This is a genomic window from Buttiauxella massiliensis (assembly GCF_902500225.1).
Taxonomy (GTDB): domain Bacteria; phylum Pseudomonadota; class Gammaproteobacteria; order Enterobacterales; family Enterobacteriaceae; genus Buttiauxella; species Buttiauxella massiliensis.
Genome location: NZ_LR722652.1, coordinates 267,364 through 289,723, shown reverse-complemented (window position 1 = coordinate 289,723; position 22,360 = coordinate 267,364). Strand labels below are relative to the sequence as shown.

At 47.6% G+C, this 22,360-nt stretch carries 21 protein-coding genes; 15 read left to right on the top strand and 6 right to left on the bottom strand.

What is annotated here, in order from left to right; genetic code table 11:
- The first annotated feature begins 330 nt into the window (after window positions 1-330).
- From GC128_RS10040 to GC128_RS10030, 3 genes are read left to right on the top strand one after another with little or no spacing between them, the layout of a single operon-like run.
- Window positions 331-645 carry a PTS sugar transporter subunit IIB gene (locus GC128_RS10040; protein ID WP_064515503.1) on the top strand — a complete coding sequence of 105 codons (315 nt, stop codon included), beginning with the start codon at window positions 331-333 and terminating at the stop codon, window positions 643-645.
- Between the two features lie 9 nt (window positions 646-654).
- Window positions 655-2,046 (top strand): glycoside hydrolase family 1 protein, encoded by a 1,392-nt coding sequence (locus tag GC128_RS10035; RefSeq protein ID WP_151994167.1) that lies wholly within the window; start codon window positions 655-657, stop codon window positions 2,044-2,046.
- A complete protein-coding gene (locus GC128_RS10030) occupies window positions 2,046-3,371 on the top strand; it encodes a PTS sugar transporter subunit IIC (RefSeq protein ID WP_064515507.1) in 1,326 nt (441 codons plus the stop codon). Before GC128_RS10035 ends, GC128_RS10030 begins: the two co-directional genes overlap by 1 nt.
- Before the next feature lie 49 nt (window positions 3,372-3,420).
- Here the strand turns inward: GC128_RS10030 and GC128_RS10025 are convergent, their stop codons facing one another.
- Window positions 3,421-4,329, bottom strand: coding sequence for a LysR substrate-binding domain-containing protein (locus GC128_RS10025; protein ID WP_151994166.1), 909 nt, complete (start codon window positions 4,327-4,329; stop codon window positions 3,421-3,423).
- Window positions 4,330-4,484: 155 nt separating this feature from the next.
- Between GC128_RS10025 and GC128_RS10020 the strand changes: the two genes are divergently transcribed.
- The 4 genes from GC128_RS10020 (at window position 4,485) to GC128_RS10005 (ending at window position 10,117) form a co-directional block, all read left to right on the top strand.
- Window positions 4,485-5,258, top strand: a complete 774-nt coding sequence (locus GC128_RS10020) for an SDR family NAD(P)-dependent oxidoreductase (RefSeq protein WP_151994165.1) — start codon at window positions 4,485-4,487, stop codon at window positions 5,256-5,258.
- A 54-nt stretch (window positions 5,259-5,312) separates the two neighbouring features.
- Window positions 5,313-5,870, top strand: a complete 558-nt coding sequence (locus GC128_RS10015; RefSeq protein ID WP_151994164.1) for an OsmC family protein — start codon at window positions 5,313-5,315, stop codon at window positions 5,868-5,870.
- 385 nt (window positions 5,871-6,255) lie between these two features.
- Entirely contained in the window at window positions 6,256-6,870 is a 615-nt protein-coding gene (evgA, locus tag GC128_RS10010) for an acid-sensing system DNA-binding response regulator EvgA (RefSeq protein WP_064515509.1), read from the top strand.
- A 37-nt stretch (window positions 6,871-6,907) separates the two neighbouring features.
- Window positions 6,908-10,117, top strand: coding sequence for an ATP-binding protein (locus tag GC128_RS10005; RefSeq protein ID WP_407643478.1), 3,210 nt, complete (start codon window positions 6,908-6,910; stop codon window positions 10,115-10,117).
- A gap of 64 nt (window positions 10,118-10,181) precedes the next feature.
- Here GC128_RS10005 and GC128_RS10000 read toward each other — a convergent pair whose 3' ends face one another.
- Entirely contained in the window at window positions 10,182-10,814 is a 633-nt protein-coding gene (locus tag GC128_RS10000) for a YfdX family protein (protein WP_134186175.1), read from the bottom strand.
- Between the two features lie 231 nt (window positions 10,815-11,045).
- On the opposite strand from GC128_RS10000, the gene GC128_RS09995 reads away from it, so the two are divergent.
- The 6 genes from GC128_RS09995 to yghX all read left to right on the top strand — a co-directional run bounded on the left by GC128_RS09995 (window position 11,046) and on the right by yghX (window position 16,988).
- Window positions 11,046-11,648 carry an HdeD family acid-resistance protein gene (locus GC128_RS09995; protein ID WP_151994162.1) on the top strand — a complete coding sequence of 201 codons (603 nt, stop codon included), beginning with the start codon at window positions 11,046-11,048 and terminating at the stop codon, window positions 11,646-11,648.
- A 15-nt stretch (window positions 11,649-11,663) separates the two neighbouring features.
- Entirely contained in the window at window positions 11,664-11,963 is a 300-nt protein-coding gene (gene hdeB / locus GC128_RS09990; protein ID WP_151994161.1) for an acid-activated periplasmic chaperone HdeB, read from the top strand.
- A gap of 45 nt (window positions 11,964-12,008) precedes the next feature.
- Entirely contained in the window at window positions 12,009-13,400 is a 1,392-nt protein-coding gene (locus GC128_RS09985) for a glutamate decarboxylase (protein ID WP_151994258.1), read from the top strand.
- Window positions 13,401-13,464: 64 nt separating this feature from the next.
- Window positions 13,465-14,985 carry a glutamate:gamma-aminobutyrate antiporter gene (gene gadC / locus GC128_RS09980; protein WP_151994160.1) on the top strand — a complete coding sequence of 507 codons (1,521 nt, stop codon included), beginning with the start codon at window positions 13,465-13,467 and terminating at the stop codon, window positions 14,983-14,985.
- A 162-nt stretch (window positions 14,986-15,147) separates the two neighbouring features.
- Window positions 15,148-16,035, top strand: coding sequence for a DMT family transporter (locus GC128_RS09975; RefSeq protein WP_051880769.1), 888 nt, complete (start codon window positions 15,148-15,150; stop codon window positions 16,033-16,035).
- Between the two features lie 65 nt (window positions 16,036-16,100).
- Window positions 16,101-16,988: a YghX family hydrolase gene (gene yghX / locus GC128_RS09970; RefSeq protein ID WP_151994159.1), complete on the top strand. Its 888-nt coding sequence runs from the start codon at window positions 16,101-16,103 to the stop codon at window positions 16,986-16,988.
- On the opposite strand, the gene GC128_RS09965 is transcribed toward yghX, so the two are convergent.
- The 4 genes from GC128_RS09965 to GC128_RS09950 all read right to left on the bottom strand — a co-directional run bounded on the left by GC128_RS09965 (window position 16,985) and on the right by GC128_RS09950 (window position 20,452).
- Entirely contained in the window at window positions 16,985-17,950 is a 966-nt protein-coding gene (locus tag GC128_RS09965) for a GGDEF domain-containing protein (protein ID WP_151994158.1), read from the bottom strand. The two genes, yghX and GC128_RS09965, sit on opposite strands and share 4 nt — an antisense overlap.
- A 78-nt stretch (window positions 17,951-18,028) precedes the next feature.
- Window positions 18,029-18,940 (bottom strand): DMT family transporter, encoded by a 912-nt coding sequence (locus GC128_RS09960; RefSeq protein ID WP_151994157.1) that lies wholly within the window; start codon window positions 18,938-18,940, stop codon window positions 18,029-18,031.
- A gap of 26 nt (window positions 18,941-18,966) precedes the next feature.
- Window positions 18,967-20,106: an HlyD family secretion protein gene (locus tag GC128_RS09955; RefSeq protein ID WP_151994156.1), complete on the bottom strand. Its 1,140-nt coding sequence runs from the start codon at window positions 20,104-20,106 to the stop codon at window positions 18,967-18,969.
- Window positions 20,107-20,122: 16 nt separating this feature from the next.
- Entirely contained in the window at window positions 20,123-20,452 is a 330-nt protein-coding gene (locus GC128_RS09950) for a DUF3302 domain-containing protein (RefSeq protein WP_064515530.1), read from the bottom strand.
- Window positions 20,453-20,775: 323 nt separating this feature from the next.
- On the opposite strand from GC128_RS09950, the gene GC128_RS09945 reads away from it, so the two are divergent.
- Together GC128_RS09945 and GC128_RS09940 are read left to right on the top strand one after the other, a co-directional pair.
- A complete protein-coding gene (locus GC128_RS09945) occupies window positions 20,776-21,405 on the top strand; it encodes a helix-turn-helix domain-containing protein (protein WP_151994155.1) in 630 nt (209 codons plus the stop codon).
- 178 nt (window positions 21,406-21,583) lie between these two features.
- Window positions 21,584-22,126, top strand: a complete 543-nt coding sequence (locus tag GC128_RS09940; protein ID WP_064515535.1) for a YfaZ family outer membrane protein — start codon at window positions 21,584-21,586, stop codon at window positions 22,124-22,126.
- Window positions 22,127-22,360: the final 234 nt, after the last annotated feature.

Here is a 22,360-nt window from a genome sequence, read left to right as displayed (position 1 = left end):
ATCTTAATATTCCGGTGTGAGGCTGCTGATGAAAAAAATATGCTTTAAACGCAGCGTTTACACTGGTTTTGAAATATATCTAAACGTAGAAGTTTTTCTTATTATGTCGCAAATTTAGATATTAAATTTCAATGATTTTCTGAAAAGTAACAGTGCTATCCTTCTGTTTGTAATAACTAATTTATGCCTTTTGTCATCAAACACTGCAAAAGTACCAGACAATAAAACCAATTCTGTGTTGCGCCTCACTTGCTGCTTTTTCCCACACTCCTCAGAATATATTTTGCCGCATGCTGCGGGTAATCGTGCTTATTACACCAGGGAGATGTGATGAAAAAGATCTTTTTATGCTGCGCTGCTGGAATGTCCACCAGTATGTTAGTGGAAAGAATGAAACAGTCCGCTACCAGCCGCAATATTGAAGTAGAAATTACGGCGGTGCCGGTGTCAGATTTTGACCAAATCATCACGGACGCTGATGTCATTTTGCTTGGGCCACAGGTGAAATTCCAGCTACAGAGTATATCCAGCGCAGCCGCGCCACACGGCGTGCCAGTGGCGGCGATCGATATGATGCTGTACGGCTCAATGCAGGGCGATAAGGTGCTGGATCAGGCCCTGTCTTTATTAAAAAATGCACAATAAGGATGGGTCATGAAATATCGTTTTCCTGAGAATTTCTGGTGGGGTACAGCAACCAGCGCAACACAATCCGAAGGGCACCAGGCCGGAGATGGCAAAGGCGAAAATATTTGGGATTATGCCTCACATCATTTTAACGAACGCTTCTTCGGTGGCGTAACGGCTGACGATACCTCAACGTTTTACCAGAACTATCGGGAAGACATTCAACGCGCCAAAGATATTGGTCTGAATTCATTTCGTACCTCAATTTCCTGGTCACGCCTTATTCCTGATGGCGATGGGGAAATTAATCCTCAGGCAGTCGATTTTTATAACGCAGTGATTGATGAGCTCAATGCTCAGGGCATCGAGCCGTTTATTAACCTTTATCACTTCGATATGCCAATGGCACTTCAGGAAAAAGGCGGCTTTGAAAACCGTGAAGTTGTGGATGCGTTTGCCCGCTACGCGCGGATTTGTTACGAGCTTTTTGGCGACCGGGTGCGCTACTGGTTCACCTTTAACGAACCATTAATTCCTGCTGAAGCCGGCTATTTACATCCTCGCCATTATCCTTACGTGACCAGTTTCCGCCGCGCTGCGCAAGTACTCCATCATATTGTTTTGGCGCATTGCAAAGCGGTTGCCGCCTGGCGCGAGCTCAATATTGCCGGGCAGATTGGCATCATTATGGATGTTATTCCGGTTTACCCGCGCAGCGATACGCCGGAGGACTTACACGCCGCAGAAATGGCCGATCTGTTTTATACCCGTAGTATTAACGAGCCGATTTTGCTTGGGCGCTACCCGGATGAACTGATCGCCCTTTTGAAAGAGCACGACCAATTGCCGGTCATTCAGCCTGGTGATTGCGAGCTTATTGCCAACACGCGTATCGATTTACTGGGGATAAATTATTATCGTCCGCGCCGTGTTAAAGCGCGTGAAACCCTGCTCGAAGAGCCGCATGGTTTTGTGCCAGAACGCTTTTTTGAAGAATATATTATGCCGGGACGCAGAATGAATACCTCGCGCGGCATTGAGATTTATCCTGCGGCACTTTATGACATCGCGATGGTGGTTAAAGACCGTTACGGCAATTTGCCATGGTTTGTCTCGGAAAACGGGATAGGTATTTCTGACGAAGAACAGTTCATGGTGAATGGTCAGGTACAGGATGATTACCGCATTGAGTTTCTCAAAGAACATCTGAGTTATTTGCATCAGGCGATGGCTGATGGCAGCAATTGTCTGGGTTATCACATGTGGACGTTTATCGACTGTTGGTCATGGCAAAACGCTTATAAAAATCGCTACGGTTTTTATCGTCTGGATTTAGAGACTCAGCAGCGTTCGCTTAAAAAATCAGGCCTGTGGTTCAAGGCTGTGATTGAAAACAACGGATTCGAGGAGGCGGAATAATGTCTTACTTTGAACGACTGGCTGAAAAAATGCTGCCGGTGGCAAATGCGATTGGCAACCAGCGGCATATGCAGGCAATCCGTAATGGTCTTATCTCAATTTTACCGCTGACTATTGTCGGGTCATTCTTCGTTATTTTGCTCAATATCCCGATTAAAGGTTATATGGATTTTATCGCGCCATATCGCGATATGCTGGATGTGCCGTTCCGTTTTACCGTGGGATTAATGTCGCTGTATGCCGCTTTTACTATCGGTTCGTTCCTCGGTAAAAGTTACAAGCTTAACGATATTACCAGCGGGCTGTTGGCGATGCTGGCGACTTTGCTGATGATTGTGCCCGTCAATATCAAAGAAGGCATTACCGTTGCCGGAGACGCGGTCTCCGGGCGTTATATTCCCATTACGTCGCTAAGTTCTCAGGGGCTGTTTGGCGCGATTATTTCCTCACTGATTGCTATCGAGATTTACCGTTTTATTAAAGTCAGAAATATTGAAATCAAAATGCCAGAGGGCGTACCGCCAGTGGTGGCGAGTTCGTTTTCAGCGCTATTCCCGACACTCGCGGTAGTGTTGATCTTCTGGATCCCGCGTCACTTTTTGAATATCGATATTAACGCCATCATCAGTTACATCATCATGCCGCTCAAAGGGTTTATGACCGGTACGAACCTGTTTGGCGGCATTGTTACGCAGTTCTTTATCGACCTGTTCTGGGTATTCGGTATTCATGGCCATGCGGTAATGGGGCCACTGATTCGCCCGCTTTGGGATCAGGCGATTGTGCAGAATATGGAGATGTTCCAGGCGGGAACCAGCGCTTACGAGCTGCCAAATATTTTCACTGAGCAGTTCTTCCAGTGGTATGCGCAGATGGGCGGTACTGGCTCGACGCTTGCGCTAGTTGTGCTGTTTATCCGTTCTAAAGCTGCTTATTTGAAATCGTTGGGGAAACTCTCCTTTATTCCGGGGCTGTTTAACATCAACGAACCGATGATTTTCGGCGCGCCAATAGTGATGAACCCGATTCTGGCTGTTCCCTTTATTCTTGCGCCGATGGCAAACACCATAGTGGTGTATCTGTTTACTATCACCGGAATTATTCCACGCATGATGGTGAAACCACCTTTCACCATCCCTGCTCCGTTAGGGGCGTTGATCACCTCAAACTGGAATCTGGTCGCCTGTGGGCTGGTGTTCGTCTGCTTCTTTATTTCACTGGCTATCTACTATCCATTCTTCAAGGTTTACGAGAAGAAGATGCTGGAAACCGAGCAGCAACAACGCGAAGAAGAAGAGAAGGCGAAACAGCTGGCGAATGCCTAAAACACCCTGCTCATTTTCTGTGAAAGAGGGCTGAAGAGGCAGCCAATTTCTACTTAACTCTCACTTCTTCCAACATCCAATCATGAAACGCCTGAACTTCCGGGCGTTTCAATGATGTTTTTGAACAAACAACATAATAAGACCAGTTAATCGGCCAACGGTTTTCCGGGAATAGCTGCACCAGACGGCCAATATCCAAATCCTGCTGTACCAGTGCTTTGCGCACTAGCGCGACTCCCCTGCCACTGAGCACCGCCTGTATAACGGTGGCGGTGGAGTTGATATGAAGACGCGTTTGCTGCACGCCTTCGAGCCCCATTTTTTGCAGCACGCTTTCCCAGGACGGGAAGTTGGCGCCAGGGTGCGGTGTATCATCCTGAATCAGCTTTTGTTGGTATAACCATTCCACATTCGCGGCCCCCGTGGCAGGAAGCGTGGAAGGGCTGCAAATCATTACCACTTCTTCGTCCATCATCCAGTCGGCTACTAAATCTTTCCAGGTACCGGTGCCGCAGCGGATACCAATGTCTGCTTCGCCATGGCTGAGATCAATAAGCCGGTCTGCCACGTCCAGACGTACGTCTATTGAATCATTGTGTTCTGAGAATCGATTAAGTCGTGGCATCAGCCAGTTCATCACCAGTACTTGCGATGCTGTAACAACCAGCACCGAGCGAGCTTTACGCCCGCGAAGTTTTTTTAGCCCGCTTTCAAGTTTGTCCAGGCCAATCGTAATGTCTTCTAGTGCATCCTGCGCTTCGTTAATGAGCGATAAACGTTCATTGCCTGAGCGGCTACGCGTCAAAAGTGGATGCCCAACCCATTCCTCTAATGCCCGTACCAGCTGGCCTACCGCAGCAGGTGTTACACCAAGTTCATTCGCCGCACCGGTAAAGCTACCGTGGCGCGCGGTCGCCTCAAAAGCCTGCAACCATTTAAGTCTGTTCAGAATGCGCATCGGATCTCTTTACACTAGTGAGATAGTTTTTCTATCTCACTAGTGTAGTTCTTATGGTTCGTTACAGTCGAGAGGAACTGGCATTCTTTGCACATCGACAGGGAGACGAGCTTCTCCTTGTATCAACTAACATAGAAATTATTGTGGAGAGAATCATGAGCAACGTATTCGCAGGTAAAAAACTTTTGGTTGTTGGCGGCACAAGCGGCATGGGTCTGGAAACCGCTCGCGTGATTATGGAGCAGGGCGGCAGCGTAGTGCTGGTAGGCAATCGCCAGGCAAAAGCGGAAGAAGCACGTGCTGCGTTGGCTCCCCTGGGTCAGGTTTCCACTGTTATTGCTGATTTGATGACGACGGATGGCATGCAGCATGTGATGGATGTGGTGAATGCTGAACACCGTGATATCGACCTGTTGGTGAATGCTGCTGGCGTGTTCTTCCCGAAACCTTTTGCCGAGCATGAAGAAGCCGATTACGACATGTATATGAGCATCAACCGTGCAACGTTCTTCATCACCCGTGATGTGGTGAAAAACATGCTGGCGGCGGGAATCAAAGGTTCAATCGTGAATATCGGTTCAATGTGGGCGCAACAGGCCATTGGAGCAACACCGTCATCTGCTTATTCCATGGCGAAAGCCGGGCTGCACGCACTGACCAAAAACATGGCTATTGAGCTTGGCGGCAACGGGATCCGCGTGAATGCGGTATCGCCAGCGGTAGTGCAGACGCCGATTTACGAAGGCTTTATTCCGAAAGAAGAAGTTCACGGCGTAATGGACAGCTTCAATAGCTTCCACCCTATTAATCGTGTGGGTACGCCGCGAGATATTGCTGAAACTGTGGCTTTCCTGCTGTCTGACAAAGCCGGTTGGGTAACGGGTGCGATTTGGGATATCGATGGCGGCGTGATGGCTGGCCGTAACTAATATTAAGCCCGGTGGCGGTAACAGGCCACCGGATAAGAAATTTGAGGAATGACCATGAATAAATTAATTAACGGTATCGATCTGCAGGCCATTGGTGCGTTACGTGATGATATCGCCGCAGATTCTGAGAAAGGCGTTGTCGGATTTGATGTCACCACTTCCTGGTGTGGCGGTACACGCAGCGAAGCAACAGTTAACCCGTGGACGGCGCAAGGTGTGCCACAGCCAATAGCAGAAAAACCGATGATCATTGCGGCCGATGAACCTTCCGCACTTGGTGGTGTGGCAAGTGCTCCGAACCCGCAGGAACTGTTATTTGCTGCGCTGAATGCCTGCATGACGGTAGGCTATGTTGTCGCTGCTGCCGCAGAAGGTGTGACGCTGGAAAAACTGGAAATCAGAACCACAGGCAATTTAGATTTACGTGGTTTTATGGGTCTTGATAGCGAAGTGAAGCCGGGCTACGACAAAATCAATTACACCATTAGCGTAAAAGGCGATGGCACGATTGAGCAGTTTGAGCGTATTCACCAAGTAGTGATAGCGACTTCACCAAACCGCTGGAACCTGGCTAATAATATTGAAGTGCAAGGCGACCAGATTGTAGGCTAAGCGAATATTGTAATTGAAGTGAGTCGGGTAAGCGCAAAGTTTACCCACTTTTAGGACCTCACCATAATATCTGTAATACCAATCCTACAGTTGTCATCCAAATATGACCGACATCATGTTAAGTATTACTAAAATAATTATAAGAATCAGTCTCAAATCAATTAATTTGAATTTTCTCGTTTACTTAGTTCTGGTGTAAACATTTCACAACACCTAATTACATAATGTTATACCCTCATTCCCTCCAGATTTACCTCTATTTCCGTCATACTTCAATATATAGATGCATTGACGGCATCCCGGATTATTTTAAGCATAATTATCATAATACTGCACCTGCGGTCTGGCATCGCTTTTTCTTTTTTTATCAGGATCTTATAACGCAATGAACGCGATAATCGTTGACGATCACCCATTGGCGCGTATAGCCATTCGAAATTTGCTCGATACCAACGGTATTACGGTCACTACTGAGCTCGACAGCGGTGAGCGTGCGGTACAAACCGTCGAGAAACTCAAGCCTGAACTATTAATTATCGATGTCGATATTCCCTGCATCAGCGGCATTGAAGTGCTGGAACAGCTACGCAAAAGGCACTACCTGGGCATCATTATTATCATCTCTGCTAAGAATGAATTGTTTTACGGTAAACGCAGTGCTGAATGCGGCGCTAACGGCTTTGTTAGTAAAAAGGAGGGCATGAATAACATCCTCGCGGCTATCGAGGCTGCAAAAAATGGCTACAGCTATTTCCCATTCTCACTCGAGCGCTTCAGCGGTGCCGCGACGACGGAACAGGACAAGCTGGATACGTTATCTACTCAGGAAATGAAAGTATTACGCTATATCCTCAATGGTATTGATTACACGACCATTGCCAGCAAAATGAATATCAGTAATAAAACCGTCAGTACCTATAAAAGTCGCTTAATGGAAAAGTTAGATTGTTCCTCATTAATGGAACTTTATGATTATGCGCAAAGAAATAAAATAGGGTAATAAGATGCGGTTTCTATTATATGTTTATCTGGCAGCAATGTTTTTCTTGAACATTTTTTCAGCCTACGGTGCTTCTCAGTTAATTGAGCTTAAAAGTAATTATCAACCATCGGCACTGGATATTCGTTTAAGTGCAGATGAATCACGCTGGCTGGCACGTAATAATACTCTGACAGTCGGCACCTGGCTGCCGGAAGTTTCTCCGATAGATTATGAAAGTGGTGGAGAACATTATCAGGGTGTTAATGCTGATTATCTCGCGCTATTACAAAAAAACCTGAATATTAAAGTCGCTATCAAACAGTATGATAGCGAAAAAGAAGCCCTGGCAGCGCTCTCCCGAAACGAAGTGGATACTCTGCTCACGCAGTTATCTCAGCGCGAAGAAGTAGGGAGCGACTTGCTGCGAACCTCAGCGTTGATCAAGACCTGGCCAACATTGGTCACTTCTCTCAAAAACACCTTACTGCCACTGGCAACAAATAAAAAAGTCACCCTTGCTTGCGTGCGTGATTGTTCATTTCTCGATGTGATTAAGGTGGCTTTTCCTAACGCAAAAATCACCTTTTACGATAGCGATTATCAGGCGTTGTCGTCCGTTATGTCAGGTCTTAACCAATATTTTATTGGTAATAATGTTACCACCGGTAATTGCATCTCGAAATATTTCTCACAATCGCTGGTTATCACGCACTACTTTAACAAGCAGGAACAATATAACTATTTTGTCACTAGCCAGAATCAGCCGCTGTTGCGAAACATCCTTGAAAGTTTTATTACCGCAATTAGCAATGAAACCCATATGCGGGTCATGCAGAACTGGCTAAATCGCGGCAACCTTTCTTACCTGAATACCCCGATTCCGTTCAGCAGTGAGGAAAAGAGTTGGCTTAAAAAGCACCCTAAAATCCGCGTGCTGGTGAATCCAAACTACCCACCGTTTACGCTTATCGATCATGACGGTGAGCTGCGCGGCATCATGGCGGATTTGCTCAATATCGTCCAACTGCAAACCGGCCTTGAGTTTCAGCCAGTTATCGTTAATTCCAATAAGGAAATGGCGGAAAAAATGGTGCCGGGTCAGTGGGATATGATCCCAGCCGCCACCCTCAGTAACCAGCCACAGAAATTTATTTCGTTTAGCGATCCCTTGATGAATGTCTCTTTCGTACTGGTTACCGCACACCGAGAAAATGCCAACGTAATGCTGGCAAAACCTCGGCGTATCGCCGTGGCAGCGGGGCATATTTTGACGCACGACCTCAAGCTTCGTTTCCCGCAGGCGACCTGGGTTGAAACGGATAATGTCAAAGTGGCGATGAAAATGGTCGAGGAGGGGGAGGTTGATGCGGCGATAACCACCGAGCTTTCCGCTCGTTACATGATTGACCATTATTATCCGCAAAATATGCACTATACCCGGCTGCCAGGTATGCCCAGCGCGGCTCTTAGTTTTGCGATGGCGCGCGATGAGCCTGAACTGAAGTCTATTTTAGGCAAAGCGCTGCAAGCCATTCCTCCGCGCGAAATTCTGCAAATGACGGAGAAGTGGTCGAAGATTTCCAGCGTGCAGATTGACACCTGGAGCCTTTACAGCAAACAGTTCTATCAGTTGGTTCTCTTCGCGCTGATGCTTATCGCCATCAGCCTGGGATGGGGGCTATCGCTTTCGCGTGAAGTGCGTAAAAGAAAACAATCACAGCGGCAACTCGAAGAGCAGTTGCATCTTAAAGAGGCGCTTTCTCACGAACTGGAGGCTGAAAAAGATAAAGCGATTCAGGCGACTAAAGCGAAAAGTCGTTTCCTTGCGAGTATGAGCCATGAGCTACGCACCCCCGTCAGTTCTATTGTGGGTTTCTTAGAATTGCTGTCCAGTTCGGATCTCAGCTCCAGCCAACGCAAAGAGGCGATAGCGCTTGCCGGGGCGACGGCGCAATCGCTGCTGGGGTTGATTGGTAAGATCCTTGATGTCGATAAAATTGAGTCAGGTAAATATCAAATTGCTCCACAGTGGACTGATTTAACTCAGCTTATCGATCTGCAATGCCACTCGTTTGATGCGCTTGCACGGCAAAAGGGTATTACGTTGCGCTGCGTTAGCCATTTGGCTGCTAATGATCGGGTGCTGGTCGATCCGCAGGCTTTGCGACAAATCCTCACCAATTTGGTCGGTAATGCGCTGAAGTTTACCGAACAAGGGCATATTCAGGTGTCTGCTCGCCTGATCCCCGAAACGGATAAACAGGGCACGTTAGTGATTACGGTAAGTGATACCGGTTGCGGGATTAGCCCGGAAGAGCAGGAAACGTTATTCCACCGCTACGTTCAGGCACGCCAGGGACGTGAACAAACGGGGTCTGGTCTGGGATTGGTTATCTGTAAAGAGCTGGTCACGCTGATGGGAGGCTCGCTTGAAATGAGCAGCCGCCAATCGCTGGGTACCACTTTTACGATAACGCTTGCGGTTGAAACGGCTCAACAATCGCTAACGCCAACGCGCGATACGCCTGCTGCACTGTCGCCATTGCCGCGCTTATCGATTCTGATTGCGGACGATAACCCAACTAATCGCCTGCTACTCAAACGGCAGTTAAATACTATTGGTTTCAATGTTGATGAGGCTTGTGATGGCGAAGAAGCAGAAGCCAAAATCCTCAGCAAGCAGTACGACTTATTGATAACTGATGTGAATATGCCGAAAAAAGATGGCCTCGAACTGGCGGCGTCGTTACGTCGTCAAAATCAGCGGCTGCAAATTTGGGGGCTTACTGCCAGTGCCTTGTCTCAGTCACGCGAACAGTGTCTGGAAAGTGGGATGAATCAGTGTCTGTTTAAGCCAGTATCGATTCAAACGCTGACCCATGAGCTCAGCAAACTCGATGTTGGCCGTTCAATGCCTTGTGTTACCCGGCATTTGAAACTCAGTATTTTGACCGAGAATACTGGGGGGGAGCGGAAGTTGATGAATGAAATTCTGGAAACCTTCCGCGAAGCTTCGGCAAATGATTTGCAGGCTGCTGTGCGTTCAATAGAAGAAGATGAGCCGCAGATGTTTTTGCATGCGCTACATCGTCTGCATGGCTCGGCTCAAATACTGGAAATCACTGCGTTGCAGAAACTTTGTGAACCCTTTGAGTCACGCCGCCATGATTCGCTACCGCTTGAGGAGCGACGGGAGGCGTTAGAAGAAATTGCGACAGTTATGCGGGAAATCGAGGTGGAGATAGAGAGCTTGATGAGCCACTGAGATTGAATGGTCGGGCAGTTATCGCCCGACCATTCCCCGCGTGCACTCTCAATACAAACGCAGATTAGTTGCTGGCAGCAAACATTTCGCTATCAACTACGATACCGTCTTCAGCACCTTTCAGTACCAAATTCGCCTCGTAGTATTTACCGTCTGCCAGCAGTTTTTTGGCCTGAGCAACCGCTTTACGGGTCTGGTTAAGTGGCATCAGATACTGATTTTCCATCACGCCAATACCAGCCAGACGTAAGGTATCCATCGCACCTTTCTGGTCACCTTTTGCCAGTTTTTCATTAGCAGATTTGATGGCGGTCTCTTTTGCTGGGGTCGCAATGTAGTCTTCAGACAGCGCAACGGTTGCGTTAATGATCACGTATTGATCGTCGATCATTTTCGCTTTGGCGTCGGTTTTGACAAATTTCTTCCAGTCAGCGCTGTCATCTTTGAGCAAAGTTGCTGCGTCGTCGGTTAATTTCTTCGCGCTGGCAGGTTCACCGTGGAATAGCGCCAGGCGTGCAAACTGAATATCGCGCATTGCATTGGCACCCTGTACCGCAACTTGCATGACATCAGCCGCTTCTTTTTGGATTTGTGCGGTTGCAGCAGCTGTCTGTGCTGGGGTTGCAGTCGCTGCTGCTAATACAGGTGCGGAACTCATCATGGTTGCCAACAGGCCTGCCAGAATTAATTTTTTCATTATCTTCTCCTTAATAAAATAGGTGTTCATCACCAAACGCCACCAGAATAAAAAATAAGTATCACAATGAAAATCAGAGTGCCGAATGAATAATGCAAGCTGAGTCTTACATATGTCAGAAGAGACAGACGGATGTCAGACTCAGCGTATAACAATGACCCTTCACTCTTATTTACTCCGCAGCCAGGTGGGAACTACCATTTCAACCATTGAAATTACGGCGGAGATAATATGTTCATCTTTAACCAATATAGAATGAAGGCACTGAGCGAAGCTTCTCGTCTTTATTATAAAAAACATGCTCTGGTCATGGCGGTGCTGCTGCTTATATGTGGCGCTTGCTGTCTTATCTATCCATTTATGTCAGGACTGTATCTCAGTTATATCATTGGCATGATGTTTATGGTTTGCGGCTTTTATACTCTTTACTGCCTGGTTGTCTTTCGCCAGCAGCACTGGAAATCAAAATTTGTCAGTGCGATTTTCGCTCTAGCCTGGTTGTTACTGGGTTACAGCTTCGTCGCCAACCCAATGGTTGGGATGAACTCTCTATCGATAGTATTTTGCTGTCTGTTCATTATCGGCGGTGTTTCACGCATCGTTTCTGGCTTCACTATGCGCGGGCGTTCCGGGGCTATCTGGAACATCTTTATCGGTATTTTTGACTTGCTGATTGCCGCCATCTGGCTGGGCATGAACCCTGAGCAGTCTTATCTATTCACCACTGTTTTTATTGGCCTGGAGATGATCTTCAGCGCCGGGAGTTTTATCTCTTTGCGTAAGAAATTGGCGCTGGCACAACCTAAACGACTGGCGTCAAAAGATTCAAAATAACCACTGGAATAATTTATGAATATTAAAGTAAGTATCTCGATAATTATTGCTGCAGCTCTTTCTACTTCTATTAATTCTGCTTTTGCCGAACAGGAAACGACGCCACAAAATATGACTTGTCAGGAATTTATGGATATGAATCCGAAATCCATGACGCCAATCGCTTTTTGGGTAGTCAATAGAAATACCGATTTTAAAGGTGGCGATTATGTTCACTGGCATGAAGTCGAAACCATAGCGGTACCGAAAATATTCAAACAATGTCAAAAAACACCGCATGCCAAACTGGGTGAAATAACTCCAGCCCTAAAGTAACTGAATAATAAATTTATCTGATACGAAAAAGGATTAATTATGACTATGCTCATTCAACCCGCTGAAAATGAAAATGACGATGTTTATGCATCTGTAGAATTATCCACTTCACTGCCAAAAACCGAATTCCCGGTTCAAGAAAGCAATCCACGTAATGTTTTTCATGCCATTCATGACGAACTGATGCTCGATGGCAATTCACGCCAGAATCTGGCGACCTTCTGCCAGACCTGGGTGGATGATGAGATTCGCCAGCTAATGGATCTCTCCATCGATAAGAACATGATTGATAAGGACGAGTACCCACAAACTGCTGAACTGGAACAGCGCTGCGTGAATATGCTCGCCGACCTTTGGCATTCTCCAGCAGCCACCGATACGCTCGGTTGCTCAACCATTGGTTCTTCTGAAGCCGCGATGCTTGGCGGCCTGGCGCTGAAATGGCGCTGGCGCAAACGCCGTGAACTGGCCGGGAAATCTACTGATAAACCAAACATGGTGTGTGGCCCGGTACAAATCTGCTGGCACAAATTCGCCCGCTACTTTGATGTTGAACTGCGCGAAGTGCCATTGGACGGTAATCGCCTGATGATGACGGCGGAAGAAGCACTGAAATATGTCGATGAGAACACCATCGGTGTGGTGCCGACTTTGGGTATTACCTTCACCTGCCAGTACGAACCAGTAAAAGAAATTCACGATGCGCTCGATGATCTGTTCGAGAAAACCGGGCTGGATATTCCAATGCACGTGGATGCCGCAAGCGGTGGTTTCCTTGCTCCGTTCTGCGCACCGGAAATCGATTGGGACTTCCGTCTACCGCGAGTGAAATCCATTAACGCATCTGGCCACAAATTTGGTCTTGCGCCACTTGGTGCCGGTTGGGTGGTATGGCGTGAAAAACAGGACCTGCCAGAGGAGCTTATCTTTAACGTTAACTACCTCGGCGGCAATATGCCGACCTTTGCGCTGAACTTCTCGCGTCCTGGTGGGCAAATTGTCGCGCAGTATTACAACTTCTTGCGCCTGGGCCGCGAAGGCTATCGCAAAATTCACATGGCCTGTTACGAGACTGCGCAGTATCTGGCTCGAGAAATTGCCGCGATTGGTCCATTCGAGATTATTTTTGACGGCAGCCACCTGAACGGTATTCCGGCGCTGACCTGGGCGCTGAAAGCTGACCATCAGAATGATGGATACACTCTGTATGACCTGGCTGACCGCTTACGTAGCCGTGGCTGGCAGGTGCCTGCTTACTCCATGCCAACTCATCGTGAAGACTTAGTGGTGCAGCGCATCCTGGTCCGTCACGGGATGAGTACCGACCTGGCTGAATTGCTGATTGCCGATCTGAAACGCACTCTTGAGGCGTTGGAGAAAAATCCGGTTACGCATTCGCTGACCGCCGAAGAAGCGGGCGGCTTCAACCACGCATAAGACACTTTCTTATCAATTAACCAAAAACATCCGCAGGCTTCTGCTTGCGGATGCGGAGAGACTTATGTCCACCACAACGACAAATGCCCCCGCAAGGTCGCTGACTTTGCTTGGCTTTTTCGCGATTACTGCCTCAATGGTGATGGCGGTTTATGAATATCCTACGTTTGCCACCTCCGGTTTTAGCCTGATTTTCTTCCTGCTGATGGGCGGGGTTTTCTGGTTTATTCCCGTTGGTTTATGCGCCGCTGAAATGGCAACCGTTGAAGGCTGGGAGGAGGGCGGTTTATTTGCCTGGGTTTCCAATACGCTTGGTGAACGCTGGGGATTTGCGGCGATTTCCTTTAGCTATTTGCAAATCGCCATCGGTTTTATTCCGATGCTCTATTTTGTGCTCGGCGCGCTCTCATACATCCTTAACTGGCCTGCGCTAAATACCGATCCGCTGGTGAAAACCATCGCAGCCCTGATTATTTTATGGGGCTTGGCTCTGACACAATTTAAAGGTACACGCTACACCGCGCGTATTGCTAAAGCGGGTTTCTTCTTTGGGATTTTATTCCCGGCAATCGTGTTGGTGGGGCTGGCTGTCGCCTGGTTGTATAACGGCCAACCGCTGGCAATTGAAATGTCGGCCGCGACTTTCTTCCCTGATTTTTCACAAATTGGCACATTAGTGGTGTTTGTGGCATTTGTGCTCAGTTATATGGGCGTTGAAGCTTCAGCGACTCACGTCAATGAGATGACCAACCCGGCGCGTGATTACCCACTGGCGATGATTCTGTTGGTGATTGCCGCTATTGTACTTAGCTCGATTGGCGGTCTGTCGGTCGCGGCGGTTATTCCGCATGATGAAATCAACCTCTCCGCTGGGGTGATGCAGGCATTTAGTACTCTGATTGGTTATTACGGCCCAGGTTTTGAATGGGCGGTGCGTGTCATTGCGGCATTGCTGATGTTGGGTGTGTTAGCCGAAATTGCTTCGTGGATTGTTGGCCCTTCTCGCGGCATGTTAGTGACAGCACGACAAGGTCTGCTGCCTGCGCGTTTTGCCAAAGTGAATAAAAACGGCGTACCTGTAGCACTGGTGATCTCTCAGTTGATCATCACTTCCATTGCGCTGATTGTCCTGACCAATACTGGCGGCGGTAGCAATATGTCATTCCTCGTGGCTCTGTCACTCACCGTAGTTATCTATCTGTGCAGTTATCTGATGTTGTTCCTCGGGTATATCCAACTGGTGCGTAAACAGCGTGATAGAAAACGTGCCTTCCAGGTTCCAGGTGGGAAACCAGTGAAACTGGCTATCGCCTGTTCAGGGTTGGTGGTGTCGGTGCTGGCGTTTATTGTGTCATTTATTCCGCCAAGTTCTCTACCCGGTGCCCACGCCCACGATGTGTACGGCGGTTTGCTGATTGTCTGCTTTGTACTGGTGTTTATTCTGCCGTTTAACGTCTATCTGTTCCGCGATAAAACCATTAAAAGTCAGGCTCCGGATCTGGTTCATGTGAAAGTCGATAATGCGCCAGAAGGGCACTTTGCTGTGCATCCGAAAGCGCGTCCTTCGCATCTTCCTAAACCTTAAATTAAACGTCGTGCCATCCACCGCGCAAAGTGTGGATGGCGCTATCGCTATTTTTCTTTATTGAAGGATAATGGTCGATTCTGAAACGACAGTTTAATTTTGGTTAAGGGAAGAGGCGTGAGTAATAACGTTTCACGGTTTACTAATAAGAAAATCGCATGGATGGGGGCTGCTTTTTGTTGCCTGTTATGGGGTAGTGCTTACCCGGCAATTAAAAACGGCTATGAAATATTTCAGATAGCGACGGACGACCTGCCTGGCAAAATTGTCTTTGCCGGATACCGCTTTGTGATTGCTGGCTTGTTGTTGCTGGCATTTGCGTTTTTACAGGGTAAGCCGATTGCTCGTTTGTCGCGCCAGCAGTATTCCCAACTGGCCGTATTGGGGGTCACGCAAACCGCAATTCAATACATTTTCTTCTATATTGGCCTTGCGTACACCACCGGTGTTAAAGGCTCAATTATGAATGCCACCGGTACTTTCTTTAGCGTGCTACTGGCGCATTTTATCTACCAAAACGACAAACTCAGCATCAACAAAGTCGTGGGTTGCGTGCTCGGTTTTGCCGGTGTGATGGTGGTGAACTTCAACAGCCAGTTGATGGACTTTAGCTTCAGCCTGATGGGCGATGGTTTCGTGGTGCTGGCGGCGTTTATTCTTTCTGCCGCGTCGTTGTACGGTAAGCGTATTTCGCAAACCATGGATGCGACGATTATGACCGGCTGGCAACTGGCTATTGGTGGCCTTGTGCTCACGGCTGGCGGCTATGCCTGCGGCGGTACGCTTGCGTTTCATGGTTGGGAGTCGGTGGCCATTCTGGGTTACCTGGCGCTGTTATCATCCGTGGCGTTTGCACTGTGGAGCCTGCTGCTCAAACATAACCGTGTGGGCATGATTGCACCATTTAACTTCCTGATCCCGGTATCCGGTGCGGTATTGTCGGCAATCTTCCTGCAAGAGAGCATTCTTGAGTGGCGTTATGCGCTGGCGCTTGTGCTGGTGTGCTTCGGGATTTGGCGGGTTAACGTGGTGAAATCCCGTTTAAATTAGAACCAGGCAAAATCATTAAATGCAGGCCATTATTTATCTATCTTTTATCGATAAAGGGCCTGCAAATGACCAGACTTACCGCAAAAGATTTCCCTCCTGAATTACTCGAATACTTCGATTTTTATGTACATGGCAAAATCAGCAAACGCGAGTTTCTCGATCTGGCGGGGAAATTTGTTGTTGGTGGCCTTTCGGCTGTGGCACTCGGTACATTGCTGACCCCAAATTATGCCTTTGCGACGCAAGTGGAGTTTACCGACCCAGATATTGTCGCTGAATATATCGAATACCCAAGTCCGCAGGGCCACGGCAAAGTGCGGGCCTACATGGTGCGTCCGTCAAAAGCCGTGGGCAAAGTACCGGGAGTGGTCGTGGTGCATGAAAACCGTGGGCTTAATCCCTACATCGAAGATGTGGCGCGGCGCGTTGCCAAAGCGGGTTTTATTGCGTTGGCTCCTGATGGATTAAGTTCGGTTGGTGGCTATCCTGGCAATGATGAAAAAGGCCGCGAGCTACAATCCCAGGTCGACCCGACCAAACTGATGAATGATTTCTTTGCCGCGATAGAGTTTTTGATGCATCACGATGCGGTCACGGGAAAAGTCGGTATCACCGGTTTTTGTTACGGCGGAGGAGTCGCCAATGCCGCAGCAGTCGCTTACCCGGAATTAGCAGCCGCCGTACCGTTCTATGGTCGCCAGCCAAAAACTGAAGATGTACCGCGTATCAAAGCACCTTTATTACTGCATTATGGCGAGCTCGATTCGCGCATAAATGAGGGATGGCCCGCTTATGAAGCGGCTCTGAAAGCCAATAATAAAGTCTACGAAGGTTATATCTATCCTGGCGTGAATCACGGCTTCCACAACGATTCGACTCCGCGTTACGACAAAGCCGCGGCAGAACTTGCATGGACGAGAACCATTGATTGGTTCCGCAAATACCTGGTTTAAGACTGAATAATAATCCTGGCACCCAACGCGATACCATTTTTGCCGGTGCGTTTAATCAAGTACATCGACTCATCGGCGCGAATCACCGCATTATTAAAAGTGTCGTCCGCCCAAGATTCATTCACCCCAATAGATGCTCCTACTTTGGCGGCGCCATTACCTAATTCGAACGGGGTGATGGCGGCATCCAGACAGCATCTGGCGATGTGGTTTATTTCGGGATGTTCCAGCGACCAGGGCAATAACAGGATAAATTCATCTCCCCCAATGCGGCCAATGGTGACCTCTGGTGGGCAGGATTCGTGCAGGCGCTGGCTCAGTTGCAACAGCACTTCATCACCGCTGCGGTGGCCCAGCGTATCGTTAACGTTTTTGAAGTCATCGAGATCGATAAACGCTATCGAAAGTGGGCCCAATTTTTTTAGCAGATCGAACTGCGCTTGAAGCGCGTGGCGGTTGGCAAGGCCGGTGAGGGGGTCATGATTGGCAAGTTTTGCCAGCTGCTGCTCGTACTGCTTTTCTTTGGTCATATCAATGTGGGTGCCGGTAACTTTCAGCGGTTTTCCATCATCACTCCATTCGGTCACACGGCCCCGATCCAGCACCCATGTGATGGCGCCATTTTTAGCCTGCATGCGATGCAGTGCTTCATAAAATGGCGCTTTACCTTCGAGGTGGTTATAAAACGCGGACAGCACCATCTCTTTATCTTCAGGATGCAGATGCTCACGCCACACATCAAAATGAGCGCTAAGTTCTTTGGGCTGAAAGCCCAGCATGGAACCCCAGCGACGGTTGAAAATAACCAACTTGCCGCTTGGCACGTCGAGTTGCCATAAACATAAGCCTGTCCCGTCCAGCGCTGCACTGAGCTTATTGCGAGAGTCGTGTGCAATTCTTTTGAGTCGGGCATTGTGTTTTTTAAGGTTCTGAATCTGCTGCCTGAGTATCTCTTCTGACATTGACCACAGTTATGAGTAAATAATATCCATTCTTAACAGCTATTAATTACTTGTAAATATGGCGATGTAAAAATCGTGCTAATTCCACAAACGTTTTGTCGTTGTGGCCATTTTTCCTCTCTCTACAGGAATAACAGACAGCAATACGCCGCATAACATTCCCGCGAGCAGAATCCACGATGTTTGAGAAAATACGCTGCCCATCACCACACATTCCAGGATGACCGCGATAATGGGAAAGCAGATAAATACCAAAGAGGTGTTAAAAGTCGAAATGCGTTTTTGCAGCGAGAAATAACACAAGATCCCGAATACGCTAGCCACGACGCCCAGGTAAAGAATCGAAGAAAAAGACAACCAGGTGATGTTTTCAATTTCCGGCCTTTCCACTACCGCGCCAGTCAATGTGAGCAGTAAACCCGCAGCCAGGCAAGGCAGGGCGTTAAACGTGAAAAGCGAAATCTGGCAACTGCGCTTTTTGCATTGCACATACATAAAAGCATGCATGGTGACGGCCGCTACGACAGCAAATGCGCCCTTCCAGTTATTACTGAGACTGTTTCTGGACTCTTCCTGCAAGAGACAAAACAGGGAGAGCATTGCCAACATTGCGCCCATCAGCTGCAACAGGCTGGTGGGTGCATTGAGCACCACAATAGAAATCAGAAGCACGGCGACGGGCATTCCGGCGAAGATTATCGCCGCAGTGCTGGCGTTAACGTACTGCTCGCCGTAAATCACCAGCGTAAAGGGCAGGCAGAAACAAAATAGGAACACGCAGAACTGAAAGAACCGGTGCCCTGGCGGAAATAACAATGATGAGCGCGTAATGTGCAGCAGCCATAGCAGCAAGGGTGCTGCACTTAAGAAGCGCAGCCCGGTGGCAAATATCGGCGGCATACTGACCAACGCAAACTTCATGGCAAGCCAGGTTGTTCCCCACATCAGAATAACGATGGCGAAAAGAATAAACATTTTTGTTTTCTGCATGGGGCGGCTCCCTTTTTTACCTTAACTTAATGATCAATATAGAGATAGTGCATCCAGCTGGTCATGCGCAGCAGGATTTTACGAATAATGGAAACGTGCTCGAAATAACCGGAATACACTGCGACCTGGCCCATGGTTCCTGCGGGTAGCCTTTGCACATCGGCAACGTTTTTCAGCTCAATTTCCGCATAGATACCGTCGAGTTTTGGGTCAAGGCTCAAGCCTTGTAGATGGCCTTGCGCCTGATAGCTGCTGTTAGCAATCGCCGGGAGGATTTGCTTGACCGTACCTTGCACGACACTGCCGGGCAGGCCATTAAATACCACTTCGGCCTGGTCGCCTGCGACTAAGCGAAGGGCGGAGTTTTGGCGGAATACGGCATAAACACTGGTTTTTTGATCCGGAACGAACACCATCACCGGGCGCAGTGGCAAAGGGCGCACGAACATACCGGGTTTCAGCAAAAGCTGTGTCGCGTAGCCATCGCTCGGTGCGCGAACCACGGTTTTTGCAAGGAAGTACTCTGCTTCTTTAAGGTTTGCTTTCAGGCGATAAACCGTGGCGTTTTCACCGTTTATCATGGCATCAAGCTGTGCCGCTGTTTGATCTCTCTTTGAGAGGGAAGAGCGCCACTGTGCTTGCGCGGCCAGATACGTCTGCTGTGCGCGAACCACTTCTTGATCGGTAAACGGGCTTTTCAGTTTGTCCCGGCTGCCGTTACGGTAACGGTCGGCATCTTTCAAGGCTAAATCACGCTCTGCTTTCGCCTGCGCGATATCAGCGTTTTCGGAAGCAAGGCGTGCTTTGAGCATCTCTACATTTTGCTGAGCGCTTTCTATCTCACCTTTTATTGCTTCGACTTTGGCTTCATAAGCAGTGGGATCAACCCTAAATAAGAAGTCCCCTTTTTTTAGCTTCTGATTGGCATTGGCGGTCACTTCTACCACGACGCCTTGTACTTCTGGGATGATGGGTAACGTAACGGTAACCATCTGGGCTCGTTCGGTGTATGGATGGTTATAATTCATTAATAATAACAACGAGCCAATAAGAATAATGCCACCCAATACAGCAGTAGGCACACTCCATTTATTTAACGGAATTTTAAAGAATTTAAATATACCGAAGCAAATGGCGGTATATGTAAGAATAAGTAATAAATCCACAATGAATCCTGCTCAATTAGTCGGTTACTGATGACTTGCTTTGGTTTTTCTCATGCTGGGATTCCAGCCGGAGTAACCTTTCACGTAGCATTTCCATTTCATTATTTTTGACGGCAAACCCCCAGCCTCTGTCTTCACGATATAACATCGCCCAGATCCACAGGAACGGCCATAAAACATGCAAAGTAAATAGACTTACCCATCCTGCTGCATGAATAGCATCTTGATGGGGATGGTTACGATGCACTGCTATTTCATAGGGGATGTCGTGTACAACAATAACGCCATAAAAGAGCGTCAGTGCCACGAAAATAAGTGCGCCTAAGGCAAAGTAATCGAGAAACATAGATGGGTGCCCCCGTGAGAAAATGTCTGGAGACACTAAAGATAAGGCGTGTATCGCTCCACTTTTATTTTGTTTAAAAATAAATAGAGGGTAAATATTCAATTGCACAAAGCCATAATAGTGTGCAAGAGGAAAGCTTGAAAATTACAATTCTTTGCATCATAGAAATAGTTGTAAGAATGTTGCTGAATATTGTTTTAGTTTTAATAAACACGGTTGTATCTATAAGCCAAACACCGCAATGTAGCGCACCCAGCGAGATCTTTGGCGTGGTATATACTTCAAGGAACCTGTGCATACCGTGAGTAATTTCAGGAAAAATAATGACTATCTCTCCTCCAACCCGCCCGGAATCAGCTATCCAGCGTCTGATTGCCATCCTCGAGCCCCACGGAACACCGATGGAGGTGATTCCCCGTAAACGGATAAACTGGGAATATAAAGAGATCCCGCAATTTTATATCTTCAAGCAAGGCGAGATCTCTGTCTTGCGGGCGACCGATGGCCTGGTTATCGCCACGGTTTCTGGCCAGAATCTGTTTGGTATTGCAGAAAGCATCCAGCCATTACGTAGCCATATTTTGCGAGTAGAAACTGAATGCACCATGCTGCGTCTTGATGCCAGTCTTGCACATGAAATCATTACTCAGGAAGGGATGTGGAAAGATATTGCGGTGATACTTGCTTATTATACTACCCATCTTTTCTATCGCGATTCTGTGGTGGTGCAGCAACGCACCTATTCCATCATTCGAGGCCATCTTATTGAAATGAACCGCCTGCCTGAAGATTCGCGGTTGAGAACTTCCGTTCTTGATTACATTCAGGAAAGAACGCACTTATCGCGCAGCAGTATTTTGAATGTGATGTTTGCGCTAAAAAATGGTGGATACATCGATATTAAGCGTGGTGGATATTTACTGGAAGTGATCAACTTGCCAGAGAAATTCTGAGGCAGGTTTACATTCTGGATAATTACTAAAAGCACTGGCGAAATAATTTTCGCCCAATCTTCTTTTATTTAAAATTAAACAAAAATCAAATTCCCTCTCCCTGGGAGTCTGAATACCATCCATCCCTGAAATATCAAAACCATAGAGTAATCTCTCTGCAGTGATTTCAAGGATTATGATGAAAAAGACTCTTATTGCGTTAATCGTATTCAACACCTTTGCAGTAACGAATGCTAATGCGGTGGCATTTCACGGTGAGGCTGGTGCCGACTGGACTAATCTTGGAATGAGTTTTGGTGCAAACGAACCGGGTTTTACCTTCAATGGTAACTGGGCGCACAACGATAATGATGGTGATATTGCCAGTCTGGGAATGGGCTGGAATATACCGCTTGGCTCTGTTTTGGTGACATTGGGTGGGAAAACACTGTACCTCAATCCGAGTGATGGTGATGAAGGTTATGCCGTAGCCGTGGGTGGTGGCGCGCAACTTCCACTTGGCGATCATTTTAGTCTGTTTGGTGACGCATATTATTCACCTGATTCGCTCTCAAGTGGTGTTGAGCAGTATGGGGAAGCGAACGCAGGCATTCGCTGGAAAGTTAACCCAACGCTGTCAGTTGAAGGTGGGTATCGCTATGTGGGTATGCAGGGAAAAGATGGTCATAGCGATAACATCTTAGCCGATGGGGGCTACGCTGCGGTTAATTTCAACTTCTGATCAATTTATTTTTATATGTGAAGACAATTGCCCGATAACAAATTGCGCATTAAAATTATTTTGTTGATGCATCAAGTCTCATTGATATTATCAATCCCGAGTGATTAGATATTTTTTTAATGTTGTTTGTGCGTTTTATTGCGCCAATACAATGTGCCCGCCTGTCCGGCGGGTATTTTTTTATCCATAATGCAGCATTTATTTTTAAATAAAAAGATAATTGAGTACTGGGAG